Origin of the sequence: Rhodococcus sp. NPDC057135, from assembly GCF_042670865.1 — a bacterium.
Lineage (GTDB): Bacteria > Actinomycetota > Actinomycetes > Mycobacteriales > Mycobacteriaceae > Rhodococcus_F.
Genome location: NZ_JBHUUU010000003.1, coordinates 141,570 through 155,545, shown reverse-complemented (window position 1 = coordinate 155,545; position 13,976 = coordinate 141,570). Strand labels below are relative to the sequence as shown.

The window sequence follows — 13,976 nt, the reverse complement described above, 5'->3', positions numbered from 1 at the left end:
GCGCGATAAGGAGGTCAATGTGCGAGAGCTTCGAGTGATCGGACTTGAACCCGATGGATCGCATGTGGTGTGCGCAGATGCTGAAACCGGCCAGAAATTCCGGCTTCCCGCCGATGACAAACTTCGTGCAGCTTCCCGCGGAGACGTGGCTCGACTCGGCCAGATTGAGATCGAAATGGAAAGCCAACTCCGTCCCCGCGAAATCCAGGCGCGCATCCGTTCCGGTGCTTCCGTAGAACAGGTCGCCGAAGAAGCGAAGATCCCCATCAGCAAGGTCGAGCGCTTTGCGTACCCCGTTCTGCTCGAGCGCTCTCGCGCCGCAGAAATGGCGCAGGGCGGTCACCCGGTCCGCGACAACGGTCCGACGGTTCCCACCCTCTCCGAAATCGTGACTCACGCATTCCGTGCCCGTGGCCACAGCATCGACGAGGCCACCTGGGATGCCTGGCGCGACGAGGACAATCAGTGGGTTGCGCAGTTGCAGTGGCAGGCCGGCCGCACCACCAACGCCGCGCACTGGCGCTACCAGCCCGATGCGCACGGCGGAACGATCGTCGCGCTCGACGACGCGGCATTCGACTTGATCGATCCTGACTTCGGTCGCCCGCTCCGCGGCCTGGTACCGGTGGCTTCGAACGAGCCGGAACAGCTCGAGCTGTCCAGGTTCGACGTCGAACCGGTGGCGGAGATCGAGCCGGAGCCCGCAGCAGTTTCCGAGCGCACAGCAGTCTCCGAGCGCACAGTAGTCTCCGAGCGGACGGTGGTGGCGGAACGGATCGTGGCGCCCGAGCCGATTACCGTCGAACCGGAAACCGTCGTCGCCGAAGAGGTTCCCGAACCTGCGCCGGATGTGACGCCGAAAACCGCGCCGCAACAGACGCAGACAAAGGACAAGCGCGGAAGGCCTGCCCTGCCCTCGTGGGACGACGTTCTTCTCGGGGTCCGAAGCAGCGGTCGCTGACCCGAAGGAAAGTATTCTTCTTTCGAGCGAGGGCTGAGGAGAGAGGGCTGCCGGTGGCTGCACGGGTATCGACGATCTGGTTTCTGGGCGGCGCAGACGCTCGCACCGAATTGAGCAAGTACCCGCAGCCGGATCAGACAGAGGCGCTGAAAATCGCCATGTCGTTGTATCCGGACAAGGAGTTCGAATCTCTCGGGCCCCAGCCGCTGTCGATGGCCGCGACGGTGAGCCCCGGCTACGTCTTCATCGGCGCGTACAACCGAGTGAGCGTCGTGTGCAGCGCCGAAATCAGCGCCTTCGTCCCCTCGAAACTGCCTGATTCCTGGCACCTTTCGGCCGAGGGTGGTTCGACGCTGCTGATCAGCTCCGTCCCCGAAACCGCGCAGGGCTCGTTTGCCCTGTGGGAGGACGGCGAGCTACGACGCTCGTTCAGTGCCATCCCGATCGACATCGTCGAAAATGTGGGGATCCCGCAGACCTGGGAACGGGAATTCTGGGCCGGCGATCATCCCCTGCGCTATCCGCCCGGGATCCTGCCCGATCCACAGTCACTGCCGTTCCACCCGCAACAGTTCGCGGAGTCCGCCAACCTCGAGTGGCTGGGATTCCGGTACACCGGCGCTCCACGAGAACATGAACTCGACACGACGCAGATTCTCCTGTGGGGCTTCAAGATTCACCGCCCCGGCGAGGCGCCCAAACCTGCGCCACCAGCTCCCGTGCCGGTACCCGAGCCGGCGCCAACCGAGGTGCCCGTGCACGAGAACATGCCGCCGATCCACGAAGCACCGGCAGCCAAGCCGCGCAGCCGCCTCGCTCGGTACTTCGGATTCAAGTAGCGCGGTACGGCATTCGCAGGTTCATGCGGCTATCGCTGCGATCCACCCGAGCGGCACGCCGACAACTGCCCCGAAGACCACCCATCGCCAGACGGGAATCGCTCGCCAGCGCCACACGGTCGGCGCAAGTCCGCCTACCGCAATGAGATTGACGACAATCGCCAGGAGCACGTTCACGTTGCCCAGCGCGATGCAGAACGCCGCGACGGCACTGGTCGAGAGCATCGCGGCGAATACCGACACCGCGATTCCGGTGAACCAGGGTGTGCGGTCCTGAGTCACTGGCCGGTCCTCACACGTTCGTAGAAGGCCATCGCCGCTGCCGTCGCGACGTTGAGCGAATCGGTGCCCGGTGCCATCGGTATCTTGGCGCGAATGTCGGTGGCGCGCATCGCATGTTCGGTCAGACCTGGCCCCTCGGCACCCAGCAGTAGGGCCACCTTCTCCCCGGTCATCGCTTCGGCGAGAGTGACCGCCTCCGGGTTCGGGGTCAAGGAGATGAGCTGAAAACCGTTGCCACGCAGCTCCTCGAGGTCGTACGGCCATTTCGCCACATGCGCGAAGGGCACTCGCAGCACGTGCCCCATCGACACGCGGACCGAGCGCCGGTACAGCGGGTCGGCACAACCCTTCCCGAACAGAACTGCGTCGACGCCGAGCCCTGCAGCGTTGCGGAACATCGAACCGAGGTTCTCGTGATCGTTGACGCCTTCGAGGATCGCTACCGTCTTCGCATCCTTCAGCACGTCCGAGAGCGCGAGCGGTGCCGGACGTGCTGCTGCAGCGAGGACGCCACGGTTCAGGTGGAATCCGACGACCTCGGCCATCACTTCGGCGCTCGTACGGTAGAACGGCACATCCACACCGTCGAGATCGTCAGCCAACTCCACGAGCCGTCGTTCGACGCCGAGGAGACTGATCGGCTCGAACCGCGAGGTCAGCAGCCGCTGAGTGACGAACACTCCCTCGGCGATCACCAGCCCCTTGCCCTCCGGCAGGTCGGGGCGTCGATCCGAGGAGTTGAGATCGCGAAAGTCATCCAGCCGGGGGTCGGCGGGATCTGAGATGTCGATGACGTGAACCACGGGTCTATCGTGCCGTACGCACCGCGGGCTCTCACCACTACTCCCGACCTAGCGCAACAGCGTGACAAAATGCGCGTCGAGCACCTCGCTGATCACCTCCGGATTGGTTCGCTCGGGATTGTCGACGCCGTGCGACGCGAGCCCGTCAGCCACCGCATGCAACCTCATCGCCTCGATCTCGACCGAGGCGCCCGGCCGTAGAAATCCCGCTTGGTCCACTGCTTCGACGAACGAAAAGAAGTGCTCGAACAAAGTCCGATCCGTCTGCTCACGCACCGCCGTCAACGCCGGATCGGTCTGAGCGGCAGCAGCAAAGGCCTCCCAGACCTGCATTTCTTCACGCCGATCTTCGTCGAGGGGCACGAACTGATCGGTGAACTGGCGGATCGCGCGGCGGATGTCGGGATCGAAGTCGATGCCGGCAATCCTCTTCTCCACCCGGACGGTCACGAGCGTCATCGCGAACAGCAAAAGTTCGGACTGCGTGGCGAAGAAGTGACGTAGCGAGCCCGTCGACATCTTTGCCTCGTCCGCGACGGCTCGGACGCTGGCGCTCGCGACACCGTCGCGTCGAATCACACGCCAGACAGCCTCGGCGATCTCTTCTCGTCGCTCGTCGGGACTGCTTCGTTTCACCACTTCACAAAACTAACACAACTGTGCTAGTTTTCCTCCACTAATACAGTCGTACTAGAAATGAGCTGATGTCATGATCGTCCACCTGATCATCGCGTGCGAAATCATGTTCTGGGTGTTCATCGCTGCCGGTCTCGCCGCCCGCTATCTCCTGCGCCGCAAGACGCTGGGCGCCGCGCTGCTCATCTGCGCTCCCCTGGTCGACGTGGTCCTGCTCGTCGCCACTGCCCTCGATCTTCGCGGCGGTGGCGAGGCGAACTTCACCCACGGCCTTGCCGCGGCCTACATCGGCTTTTCCGTCGCGTTCGGACACAGCCTCATCTCCTGGGCCGACGCCAGGTTCGCCTACCGATTCGCCGGCGGCCCAGCGCCCGTGGCACCGCCCAAGTACGGGAGTGCGCGGGCCCTGCGCGAATGGCGCGAGTTCGGCAAAGCTGCGATCGCCTGGGCCATCGCGTGCGGGCTTCTCGCCGCGGCCATCTACCTCGTCGACGACCCCGCCCGTACAGGAGCCCTCGACGGATGGATCAGCAAGCTCACTGTGGTGCTGGGAATCTGGGGAGCAATCGCGTTGAGCTACACGGTATTTCCCAAGCGCGAGAAGGTCATGGCGCGAGGCTAGCCTCGACTGCCTGTTCGGTCGCATCGCACACGATCACCGGACGCAGGACGAACACCGGCAGCCTGCCACCGTCTTCCGGCCTCGCGAGCCGAAGCTTGAGTCCTTCGCTACGCAGCAGGTACACCCCGGCGGCAGTGCCCGAGACCAGCGAGATCACTCCGCCCACGATCAGGGGCGCGCGAGGATCCACGGAGTCGGCGAGCCAACCCAGCAGTGGACTTCCCAGCGGTGTGCCACCGAGGAAACTGAGCATGTAGATGCCCATCACCCGCCCGCGCATCTCGGAGGGCACCGACATCTGCAGGATGTTCATCGCGGACGTCGTGAACGTCAACGTCAGTGCGCCCGTGGGAATCAGCATCAGTGCCACCAACGCGTAGGTGGGCATCAATCCCACCGCGACCTCGAACACACCGAAAGCCACGGCGGCACCGAGGAACGTCCGCAGGCGCGGTGCTTCCTTCCGCCTCGCGGCATACGCAGCGCCGGCAAGGGTCCCCACGGCGAGCGTCGTGGACAGAAGTCCGTAGCCGTCGGCCTCGAGACCGAACGTGTTACGCGCCATCACCGCCAGGCTGATCGCGAAGTTCAGACCGAACGTCGAGACCATGAAGACGGACACCATGATCACCCGAAGGTCCTTGCGACCCCACACATATCGGAACCCGTCGCGCACCTGTCCCTTGGTACGCGGAGCCGGTTCGGACGGGATCAACTCCTTCTTGTTCATGAGATAGAGCGCGATGAGCACCCCACCGAACGTCGCCACGTTGAGCAGGAACACCCACCCGGTACCGATCAGGTTGATCAGAACACCCGAGATGGCCGGACCGACGATGCGGGCCGTGTTGAACGTCATGGAGTTGAGCGCGATGGCGTTGGACAGGTGCTCCTTGCCCACCATTTCGATAGTGAACGACTGACGCACCGGTGCGTCGAGCGCCGAGACACAGCCGAGCGCAAAGGCAATCAGGAAGACGTGCCACAACGCGACCAGTCCACCGACGTCCAACACACCCAGTACCAGCGCACACGCCGCGCTCGCCCACTGCGTGAAGATCAGGATCCGACGCTTGTCGTACCGATCGGCCAGCACACCGCCCCACACCGAGAGGAACAGCGTCGGGCCGAACTGCAAGGCCATGACGATGCCCACCGCCAACGCGTTGCCGTCCGAGAGCGTCAGTACCAGCCAGTCCTGGGCAATACGTTGCATCCACGTGCCGACCAGAGAAACGATCTGTCCGGAAGCCCAAAGGCGGTAGTTACGGTTGTGGAGCGCGGCAAACATGCCGGAATCGGGGTCTCGGGGCACCACACCATCTTGCCCCTCGAGTAATTCGTTTGGGCAACGACCTATGGCATGGCGGAGCTACTCCGTCTTGTTGACCATCTCCGTGATGATCTCGACGGCCCCGCGCAGCGTCACGAGTTCTTCGCCACCCAACCCGGCCAGCTGCTCGTTCATCCACGCTTCACGCGCATGGGTCTCGTCCGCCAGCAACGCCTGCCCGGCGTCGGAGAGGTTGACGATGATCTGACGACCGTCCGTGGGATGCGGCGAACGCTCGACCAAACCGAGCTCGGCGAGAGACGCAACAACCCGTGTCATCGACGGCGGCTGCACTTTCTCACGTGCTGCGAGTACGCCAGGAGTCATCGGGCCGTACTGATCCAAGCTCGCCAAAGCGGACAGTTGCGTCAGCGATACCTGAGCGTCGACTCTGCGGCCGCGCAGATGCCTGGTGAGACGCACTACAGCCAGGGAAAGATCGCTGGCCAGCGCACGAGTTTCGGTGGTCACGCGTCAGACAATACGTCAAGAGCTGGCCGGTAGCTCACGTAATCGAATACCGGTCAACCCCGATTTCACGTAAGGGCGTCGGTAATGGGTCCGACAGTGAAGTAAGCCACAAAAAGTGCCGCCACGATCCACAGCAACGGGTGGATTTTCTTGATACCACCGCTGGCAGCGTGCAGGACCACCCACGAAATGAAGCCGACGCCGATGCCGTTGGCGATCGAGTAGGTGAACGGCATGACGATCATGGTCAGGAACGCCGGGAGTGCCACCGAGAACTTGGTGAAATCGATGTCTCGGACCTGTCCGATCATCAATGCACCGACGACGACGAGGGCAGGCGCAGCTGCCTCGATCGGCACGACGGAGTACAGCGGCGTCAGGAACATCGCAACGAGGAAGAGCAGTCCGGTGACCACGTTTGCCAGCCCCGTGCGGGCGCCTTCGGCGATACCCGACGCGGATTCCACGAACACGGTGTTCGACGACGCCGAAGCGCCACCGCCGACGATCGCGCCCGCGCCTTCGACGACAAGCGCGCGACCGACGTTGGGGAGATTTCCGTCCTTGTCGGTCAGGCCGGCTTCCTTACCGAGACCCGTCATCGTGCCCATGGCGTCGAAGAAATTCGCGAGCACGAGGGTGAAGACAAGCAGGCTGGCGGCCAGAACACCGATGCGGGTAAACGCGCCGAAGATGCTGACGTCGCCGACCAGACTCAGATCAGGCATACCGCCGAGCATGTCCGGGATTGCGGGGATGCTGAGGTTCCAGCCCTTGGGGTTGGTGCCGAGAGAGGGTCCGACGTCGGCAACGGCTTCGATGACGGCGGCGAGGATCGTCGTGACGACGATGCCGATCAGCAGTCCACCACGAACCTTGCGCACGACCAGAACACCCATGAGCAGCACGCCGAAGATGAACACCACGGTCGGCCACGAAGCGATGGAGCCGTTGATTCCGAGTCCGACGGGAACCGTCGTACCGGCGGCGTCGGGGATGCGGCGGACAAACCCGGCGTCGACGAGTCCGATGAAGGCGATGAACATGCCGATACCGGCTGCGATCGCGGACTTCAGCGCTGCGGGGATCGCGTTGAACACCGCTGTTCGGAAGCCGGTGAGCGCCAACAGAACGATGATCACACCGTCGATGACCACCAGGCCCATCGCCTCGGGCCAGGTGACCTGAGGTGCGATGGTGACTGCGAGGAGGCTGTTGATGCCGAGACCCGCGGCGATGGCGAACGGATAGTTGGCGACGACACCGAAGACGATGCTCATCAGGCCGGCCACCAGAGCGGTGACTGCAGCCACCTGGTTGACCGGAAGGATGTTGCCGAGAACGTCGGTCTTCGCCGCAGCGTCTTCGGCCGAGAAACTTCCGAGGATGAGGGGGTTGAGGACCACGATGTAGGCCATCGCCACGAAGGTGACGACACCGCCGCGAATCTCGGTCGAGATCGTCGACCCTCGTTCGCTGATCTTGAAATAGGTGTCGAGGATCTTGCCGGGTGCCGCCATGTTTGTTCTTTCCCCATCGCTGTAGGTCGCCGTGTGCCGGCGCACATGAAGCCGGTCGCACTAGGGAGAGTAGGCCACCGGGGTACGGGTAGCGTTAATTTTGTGACGGAGACTCGCAACACAACTGGCCTGATCGGCAAATTGTCCGCACCCTCGCCGGCACTGATCATCGGCACCGCGTTGTGGGTGATCGCCACGATCGTGGTCGCGGTGAGCGGCGACCGTTGGTCGGATGCACTCCCGATTTGTTACGCGGGTATCGGAGTCGGCTTCCTCGGGTTCGCTCTGTTCTCGATTCAACGGCGCGCAGCTGTGCGCGGCGACAAGGGCGCGCAACAGGGCGCCGGTCTGGTCGACTGAGCGGCTCGATTCACGCTTTCAGTATGGTAAGCCTACCCTGCACCAAAGTGCGGATCTCGGCTTGCCGCCGCTGAAAGGAAACACGTCACCGTGAATATCTCCCTCCGAAATCGTCGGAAAAGCCTCGACCGTAGGAAAAGCCGAGGACATCGGACGAGACTGACATCCGTTGCCCTGGTCGCACTGGTCGGCACAGCACTCGTCTCCTGCGGATCGGGCGACGACGACACGACAAATAGTTCGTCGACTTCCGGAGGCGGCGCCTTCCCCGTCACGATCGATCACGCCTTCGGCAGCACCACGATCGATTCCGAACCACAGCGGATCGTCACCGTCGGCTACAACGACGAGCAAGCTCTGTTGGCCTTGGGCATCAAGCCCGTCGGCATGGTCAATCAGTACCCGGGCGAGCCGGACGTCAACCGCACGTGGCCGTGGGTGACCGGACCTTGGGACGGAACCGAACCGACCGTCGTCGGCAGCAATCCCGAAACCACGATCAGCGTCGAAAAGATCGCCGCGCTCGAGCCGGACCTGATCCTCGGGCTCTACTCGAGCATCGACAAAGACCTGTACAGCACACTTTCCGCGATCGCCCCCACCGTCGCGAAGGATCCGGCCTACGGCGACTACGCAACCCCGTGGCAGATCACGACGAAGACCGCGGCAAAGGCAGTGGGCCGCGAAGCCGACGGCGAGAAGTTGGTCGCCGACATCGACAAGCAGTTCGCCGACGCGAGAAGCGCTCACCCCGAATTCGCGGATCAGACCGCGGTGATCATCAGCGTCGACACGACTCCGGAGTTCTACGCCTTCTCCTCCGAGGATGCCCGCGGACGGGTTCTCGGCAGCCTCGGATTCAAACCTGCTCCCGCGGTCGAGGCGTTGATGAACGGCGAGTTCTACGCTCCGATCTCCACCGAACGACTCGACCTCCTCGATGTGGACCGTCTCGTGGTCATCGGCAATCCCGATGCCGCCCAGGCGGTCCGGAACAATCTCGGCTTCCAGCAACTCGACGTGGTCAAGAACAACCGCGTCGTCTACGTCAACGACGATCAGGCCCCGCAGGTCGGCGCTGCCCTGACCGCGAGCTCAGCGCTGAGCTTGCCGTGGGCCACGAGCCAACTACTCGCCGAACTTACGAAGTAACCGGCGACCTGCGCGCCTTGATCTGCGCAGTTCCCCAGATCCACAATCCGGCCCACATCATCCCGAACGCCCAACCTGCCAGAACGTCGGTCATCCAGTGGGCAGCCAGGTAGACGCGGGAGAATCCGACGGCGATCGTGTACAGGCCGAGGCTCGCGAGCATTGCCAACTTCGCGAGCCTCGGCAAGACAAGCCGAAGAATCACGGCGGCAACCGAAGTCGCGAGGATCGCGCTCATCATCGCGTGGCCCGACGGGAACGAATACGAATCGATTTCGATCAAACGCTCCGGAACGGGTGGACGGGTCCGGGTGAAGATGCGCTTCAATCCGCTCATCACGAGCAGGCCGGTCAACATCGACCCGGCGATCAACAGAGCTTCGGTGCGCAGTCCTCGGACCAGAAGCACGATCGTCAGTAGCGTCGCGATCAGCCACGACGCGAGGGTTCCGCCGCTGTCGGTGATGACGTCGACAACGTCCACGAGCCACGCCGTCCGCTGACTCACAGCGCTGTCGAGCACCCACTGATCAAAAGACATCTGGCCTCACATTCCTTGCGGCAGTGTCCACGTGCGCATCACGTGATGAACGCCGTCCGAGTCCACCCACCACGGCACGGTCACTGTCGCCTCCACTGCTCCTGTCAGTTCCACCGACAGTTCGTGATGGATCACTACCTCGCCGTCGGGAACCTCACGGCCGAGGGCTGCGAAGCCGAGAACTGCCTGTGGTTCGTTCGCCCAAGTCGTGACGACGCCGGTGCTGCTCACTCGTCCGTGAACGGATGCAGAAGCCGTCGCGATGTCGAGGAGATCCGCCAGTGCGTCGGCCGTCTCGAAGCTGCCGATCACCACCCGTTGTGCAGGCAGTGCTGCTCCGAGCCACGGCCGGTCGAGAACCAGGGCGTCGCCGGGATCCACCAGATCACCGGAAAGACCGCGTACGAATGGCGGTAGGCGCAGTTCCTCGAGGTCGAGAACCCGTCGCTGCGCTGCCTCACCCAGTAGTCGGTGCGTCCGCGCGACGACGGCGGAGGCCGGCATCCGTAGTGGGTCGGCAAGCCGATCGAGCAGCAGCTGAGCCAGTTCCGGATCGTCGACGGTATCCGATGCCAGCAGTCCGGAAAAGAATCCGGCGTCGGGGTGTTCGGCAGCGTCGAGTAATCCCTCGAAAGTGCGATCGCCCGGAGCGCGCAGCAGCCCCAGCACCTCCCCGCCCAGTTCCGCATTCGAACGCAACCACCACGCCGTGTATCCGCGGCGGTCGACGAGCAACGCCCGCGTCGCCGGCGATTCGACCAGCAGCGACAACGCCTGAGCCCAGCGGTCTTCGTCCACGAGATCGAGATCGCGCACGGCCTCGATGTATTCGGGATCCTCGTCGAGGGTGTCCCACCATGCGTCTTCGGCGTCGAGATCGTGGTCCGGGCCGGACGGCAATTCCTCACGGACCACCGTGAAGCCCCACCCGACACCGACCACCCGAAGTGCCTGCTCCCCCACCTGCTGCACGAAGTCGGAGTCGACGATGCCGAAGGGAGAATCCTCGACCAGGACACCCGCGAGGGGAGCCCCCGGAAGCAGAAGCTGGTCGGCGGAACGCAATTCACCCTCCGAATCAGGAAGCAGCACTTCACCGATCCACGACGGCAGTGCCCCCGGCGCCACGTGGGCCGCCAACCCGAGCACCACCTGCGCCAAGTCCGTCACTACCGAATCATCCTGATCCGCAGCATCTTCGATCAATGCTCGCAGCGCCGGATCGGACAGCAGGTCGGTGGCACTCGCGGTCTGCGCTCCCAATCGAGACAGCAACGGGTGAGCCGCGACGGGATGAACCAACCTCGTCCACTGCACCGACGGTGCGTCTTCGCCCAGTTCGACACCGACGACGACGGTCCGTGGACCGGTCACGATCCGTCCGTCGGAGAGCGGAACCGGCAGCGTTCCAAGCTCTTCCACCGCAAGGGTGTCGATCACCAAGGGCTCGAGAGCCGAATAGAGCCGATTCCACCAACTCGGTTCACGTTCGAGGCCGCTGAGCAGTTCCGCGATGCGCGCGAGCCCGATGCGGTGCGTCGACACCGCCGCAAGTGCTCGCTCGTGCTTGGGGCCGGAGAGTTCGGGGACAACCAGTCCGCCGATGATGTCGGTGAGCAACTCGGCGAGTTCGTCGCTGAGCCCGGGAACCACGGACGCTCGCTGCGGCGCCCGGTCGGGTTCACCGACCACCGGAAGCCACTCGTTCTCCTGCAACTCCTTCAGAAGCGCTTCGCGCAGAAGCGAATCCGTTTCACTTCGAGCGAAGGCAGGAATCGGAACGAGCGCCGTGCGCTGCCGGGGCGGCAGTGCGGCAAGGAACTTCGCGTATCCCTCGGCGAGCGGAGCGATCGGTGCAGCGGGCATGATGCGTCGGCGATCGGGTTGCATCGCTATGTCGGCGATGACGATCGCCGGGATCGACAGCTCCTCGTCGGATCGCGTCGGGGCACGCAGGACGTCGTCGGACACGGGCTCGACGACCCCGTCGCGGACCGGCACCAACCATCGTGCGTTCGGCGCCGAGTACTGCCACCACGTGCGATCTCCGATCGCTATCTCCATGAGACCGGATTCCAGCACTCGTTCCGAACGCTGAAACATCTTCTCGCCCAGACGAATAGATCCGAGGGCCGGGAGTTCGAGCAGCAAGTCGACGGCCTCGCGCGTCATCTGCGCGAGCAGCGCAGCGGCATCGACATCCGGCCGCAGTGTCAGCACCACTTCTGAATCGGCACCGTCGCCGGGTTCTTCGACCGAGGGCCACACCAAACGGAGTACGGGGACACCGGTTTCCGGCACGGGAAGTTCGTGAGACTCGATCTCGCGCAGGGTTTGCGAGGCAGAGAAGCGAATCGATCCCGTCGACGAGCGCAGTTCCACCTCGTCACTGACCGAGAGAACTGCCGAGAATCCGACGCCGAACCGACCCGTGACGCCTTCGTCGGCGTCGACCTTGTTCGACGCTCGCAGCGCAGTGAGCGCGTGCACGCCGGATTCGTCCAGCGGACGGCCCGTGTTCGCCACGGTCAGCGTCTGATCGTCCAGGTCCACCCACAAAGAGCCTGCGATGCCCTCACGTGCAGCCGCATCGGCAGCGTTCTGTGCCAACTCGGTGAGCAGACGGTCGCGGTACCCGGCCTTCGCGAGATCGGATTCAGCAGCCGCGTCTTCACGCAATCGCGTCGGAGATTCCGACCACGCGCGCAGCGTCGCCGCCCTGAGTGCGTCCGTGCCGAACGGATCTTCTACTCGGTGGATACCGAATCCTCAACTGCAACAACGCTCGACGGGCGAGCAGGCACCGCGATCAGCTCGACTGCTCCGTCGTCGAATGCGTCGAACTGCGGCGAACCCGCACCGAGCGGCAGGCTGGTGTCCGAGTGCGCGCCACAACCGTAGGACACGCTGACCACCCGGCCGTCTGCGGAGAGTTCGTTTCCGCACACACCGAACGCTGCATGCAGCGAACCGGCGAGCGGAAGGAAGAACCCACACAGCCCACACGTCGACGGCGCGGCCTTCGCCATTTCCGACTCCGGGCCGAAGTCACCGTCGAACCAACGCTGCGCGGCATCGAGTCGGCCCTCGAGGCTCATGACCTGTTTGCGGCCGAGCCCGATTTCGAGGGCTACCTCGTCGACTTCCGGGTCACCGGTGGCGACGTAGCCGGGAACGAGGCGAGGATCCTCGGTCGGCGGAGCCAACAGGTCACCGACGGAGAGATCGCCGGGACGAATCCGCTGATCCCATGGCAGCCATTCCGGCGCAACCAACGCGTCGGGACCTGGCAGCAGCGCCAACTCACTGACCGTGGCGTGGGTGTCCTCCGGTCCGGCAGCGACGACAACCGCCCACTGCCAACCGCGGTATCCCGCAATGTCTGCTGCAAATCGATGGGTGGCGGCAAATTCGTCCTCCGACGTCACGCCGAGGTATGCCCCCACACCGCCTTCATGCAGGTCGACGACTGCCGTTCGGGCAAGCTCGACCGCATCGGCCAGTACTGGGCGCGGCACTGCACGCTCTGGAGAAGTAGCAACACTCACTCCTCCAGTTTGCCGCACCACCGCAAGTCCGCAACGCACTGGGCTGCCATGCTGGGCAGATGAGTAGGTCACACGCCAATTCCGTGCGCACTTTCGCAGCGGTCGCCGTGATCGCGTCGGCACTGGCGGGGTGCTCCGATTCCCCCAGCGCTCCCGACAACCTCACGACCGAAACCGGCTCCGTCGAGATCGTTCGAGTGTCCGCGCACGACCCCGACGCGTTCACACAAGGCCTCGAGATCGACGGAAATCGTCTCTACGAAAGTACCGGGCGCGTCGGCCGGTCCTGGGTCCGCTCGAGTGAGATCTCGGACGAGCAGGCCCCCGCTTCGGGACCGGAGGTTGCACGTGCCGATCTCGACCCGCCGTTGTTCGGTGAGGGCATCACGATCGCCGGAGACACGCTGTGGCAACTCACCTGGAAAGACGGCGTTGCCGTCGCCCGTGACAAGGACACCTTGATCGAACGAGGGCGGTTCCCACTCGACACCGAGGGATGGGGAATCTGTTCGCTCGGGGATCGACTGGTCTCCAGCGACGGTTCAGCCACGTTGACCTTCCGCGATCCCGAAACCTTCGCGTCGATCTCCACGGTCGACGTCACCAGATCTTCGGAGTCCGTGGGCAAACTGAACGAACTGGAATGCGCCGAAGACGGCTCCGTCTACGCCAATGTCTGGACGACGGACACCGTCGTCCGAATCGACCCGTCGGACGGCAGCGTCACGAACGTGTACGACGCGTCGCCGCTCCGCGAAGAACTCGTCACGGACGGATCGACCAGCACCGTCGACGTTCTCAACGGCATCGCGCAGATTCCCGGTACCGATCGATTCCTGCTCACCGGCAAGTATTGGCCGCAGATGTTCGAAGTCCGTTTTGTTAACTGAGTCCGACATGACACAGGA

The 13,976-nt window shown here is 63.9% G+C and carries 15 protein-coding genes; 6 read left to right on the top strand and 9 right to left on the bottom strand.

Annotated elements, in window-relative coordinates; translation table 11 throughout:
* The first annotated feature begins 19 nt into the window (after positions 1–19).
* Both sepH and ACFT1A_RS06160 read left to right on the top strand, forming a co-directional pair.
* Positions 20–961 (top strand): septation protein SepH, encoded by a 942-nt coding sequence (sepH, locus tag ACFT1A_RS06165; RefSeq protein ID WP_378446247.1) that lies wholly within the window; start codon positions 20–22, stop codon positions 959–961.
* Between the two features lie 53 nt (positions 962–1,014).
* On the top strand, positions 1,015–1,800 hold the full coding sequence (locus ACFT1A_RS06160) for a DUF6928 family protein (protein ID WP_378446246.1): 786 nt from the start codon (positions 1,015–1,017) through the stop codon (positions 1,798–1,800).
* A gap of 21 nt (positions 1,801–1,821) precedes the next feature.
* On the opposite strand, the gene ACFT1A_RS06155 is transcribed toward ACFT1A_RS06160, so the two are convergent.
* The 3 genes from ACFT1A_RS06155 to ACFT1A_RS06145 are packed head-to-tail and all read right to left on the bottom strand — an operon-like array spanning position 1,822 to position 3,521.
* Positions 1,822–2,082 carry a DUF2537 domain-containing protein gene (locus tag ACFT1A_RS06155; RefSeq protein WP_230814517.1) on the bottom strand — a complete coding sequence of 87 codons (261 nt, stop codon included), beginning with the start codon at positions 2,080–2,082 and terminating at the stop codon, positions 1,822–1,824.
* Positions 2,079–2,885: a TrmH family RNA methyltransferase gene (locus ACFT1A_RS06150; RefSeq protein WP_378446245.1), complete on the bottom strand. Its 807-nt coding sequence runs from the start codon at positions 2,883–2,885 to the stop codon at positions 2,079–2,081. The genes ACFT1A_RS06155 and ACFT1A_RS06150 overlap by 4 nt, the downstream gene beginning before the upstream one ends.
* Before the next feature lie 48 nt (positions 2,886–2,933).
* Positions 2,934–3,521: a TetR/AcrR family transcriptional regulator gene (locus tag ACFT1A_RS06145; protein WP_378446244.1), complete on the bottom strand. Its 588-nt coding sequence runs from the start codon at positions 3,519–3,521 to the stop codon at positions 2,934–2,936.
* Between the two features lie 73 nt (positions 3,522–3,594).
* On the opposite strand from ACFT1A_RS06145, the gene ACFT1A_RS06140 reads away from it, so the two are divergent.
* The gene (locus tag ACFT1A_RS06140; protein WP_378446243.1) at positions 3,595–4,143 is read left to right on the top strand and encodes a hypothetical protein; all 549 of its coding nucleotides are present in this window, start codon (positions 3,595–3,597) and stop codon (positions 4,141–4,143) included.
* On the opposite strand, the gene ACFT1A_RS06135 is transcribed toward ACFT1A_RS06140, so the two are convergent.
* The 3 genes from ACFT1A_RS06135 to ACFT1A_RS06125 all read right to left on the bottom strand — a co-directional run bounded on the left by ACFT1A_RS06135 (position 4,127) and on the right by ACFT1A_RS06125 (position 7,467).
* Positions 4,127–5,434, bottom strand: a complete 1,308-nt coding sequence (locus tag ACFT1A_RS06135; protein ID WP_378446537.1) for an MFS transporter — start codon at positions 5,432–5,434, stop codon at positions 4,127–4,129. The two genes, ACFT1A_RS06140 and ACFT1A_RS06135, sit on opposite strands and share 17 nt — an antisense overlap.
* Before the next feature lie 81 nt (positions 5,435–5,515).
* Positions 5,516–5,947, bottom strand: coding sequence for a MarR family winged helix-turn-helix transcriptional regulator (locus tag ACFT1A_RS06130; protein WP_283302343.1), 432 nt, complete (start codon positions 5,945–5,947; stop codon positions 5,516–5,518).
* 65 nt (positions 5,948–6,012) lie between these two features.
* A complete protein-coding gene (locus ACFT1A_RS06125) occupies positions 6,013–7,467 on the bottom strand; it encodes an NCS2 family permease (protein WP_378446242.1) in 1,455 nt (484 codons plus the stop codon).
* Positions 7,468–7,569: 102 nt separating this feature from the next.
* On the opposite strand from ACFT1A_RS06125, the gene ACFT1A_RS06120 reads away from it, so the two are divergent.
* Positions 7,570–7,827, top strand: a complete 258-nt coding sequence (locus ACFT1A_RS06120; protein WP_378446241.1) for a DUF2530 domain-containing protein — start codon at positions 7,570–7,572, stop codon at positions 7,825–7,827.
* Positions 7,828–7,917: 90 nt separating this feature from the next.
* Positions 7,918–8,979 carry an iron-siderophore ABC transporter substrate-binding protein gene (locus ACFT1A_RS06115; protein ID WP_378446240.1) on the top strand — a complete coding sequence of 354 codons (1,062 nt, stop codon included), beginning with the start codon at positions 7,918–7,920 and terminating at the stop codon, positions 8,977–8,979.
* Here ACFT1A_RS06115 and ACFT1A_RS06110 read toward each other — a convergent pair.
* From ACFT1A_RS06110 to ACFT1A_RS06100, 3 genes are all read right to left on the bottom strand, one after another.
* A complete protein-coding gene (locus ACFT1A_RS06110; protein WP_378446239.1) occupies positions 8,969–9,520 on the bottom strand; it encodes a phosphatase PAP2 family protein in 552 nt (183 codons plus the stop codon). The two genes, ACFT1A_RS06115 and ACFT1A_RS06110, sit on opposite strands and share 11 nt — an antisense overlap.
* A 6-nt stretch (positions 9,521–9,526) precedes the next feature.
* Positions 9,527–12,199 carry a sacsin N-terminal ATP-binding-like domain-containing protein gene (locus tag ACFT1A_RS06105; protein WP_378446238.1) on the bottom strand — a complete coding sequence of 891 codons (2,673 nt, stop codon included), beginning with the start codon at positions 12,197–12,199 and terminating at the stop codon, positions 9,527–9,529.
* A gap of 68 nt (positions 12,200–12,267) precedes the next feature.
* A complete protein-coding gene (locus tag ACFT1A_RS06100; protein WP_378446536.1) occupies positions 12,268–13,089 on the bottom strand; it encodes a DUF3027 domain-containing protein in 822 nt (273 codons plus the stop codon).
* Between the two features lie 38 nt (positions 13,090–13,127).
* Here ACFT1A_RS06100 and ACFT1A_RS06095 point away from each other — a divergent pair, with 38 nt between their 5' ends.
* Complete coding sequence (locus ACFT1A_RS06095) at positions 13,128–13,958, top strand: glutaminyl-peptide cyclotransferase (RefSeq protein WP_378446237.1); 831 nt, start codon at positions 13,128–13,130, stop codon at positions 13,956–13,958.
* Positions 13,959–13,976 lie beyond the last annotated feature (18 nt).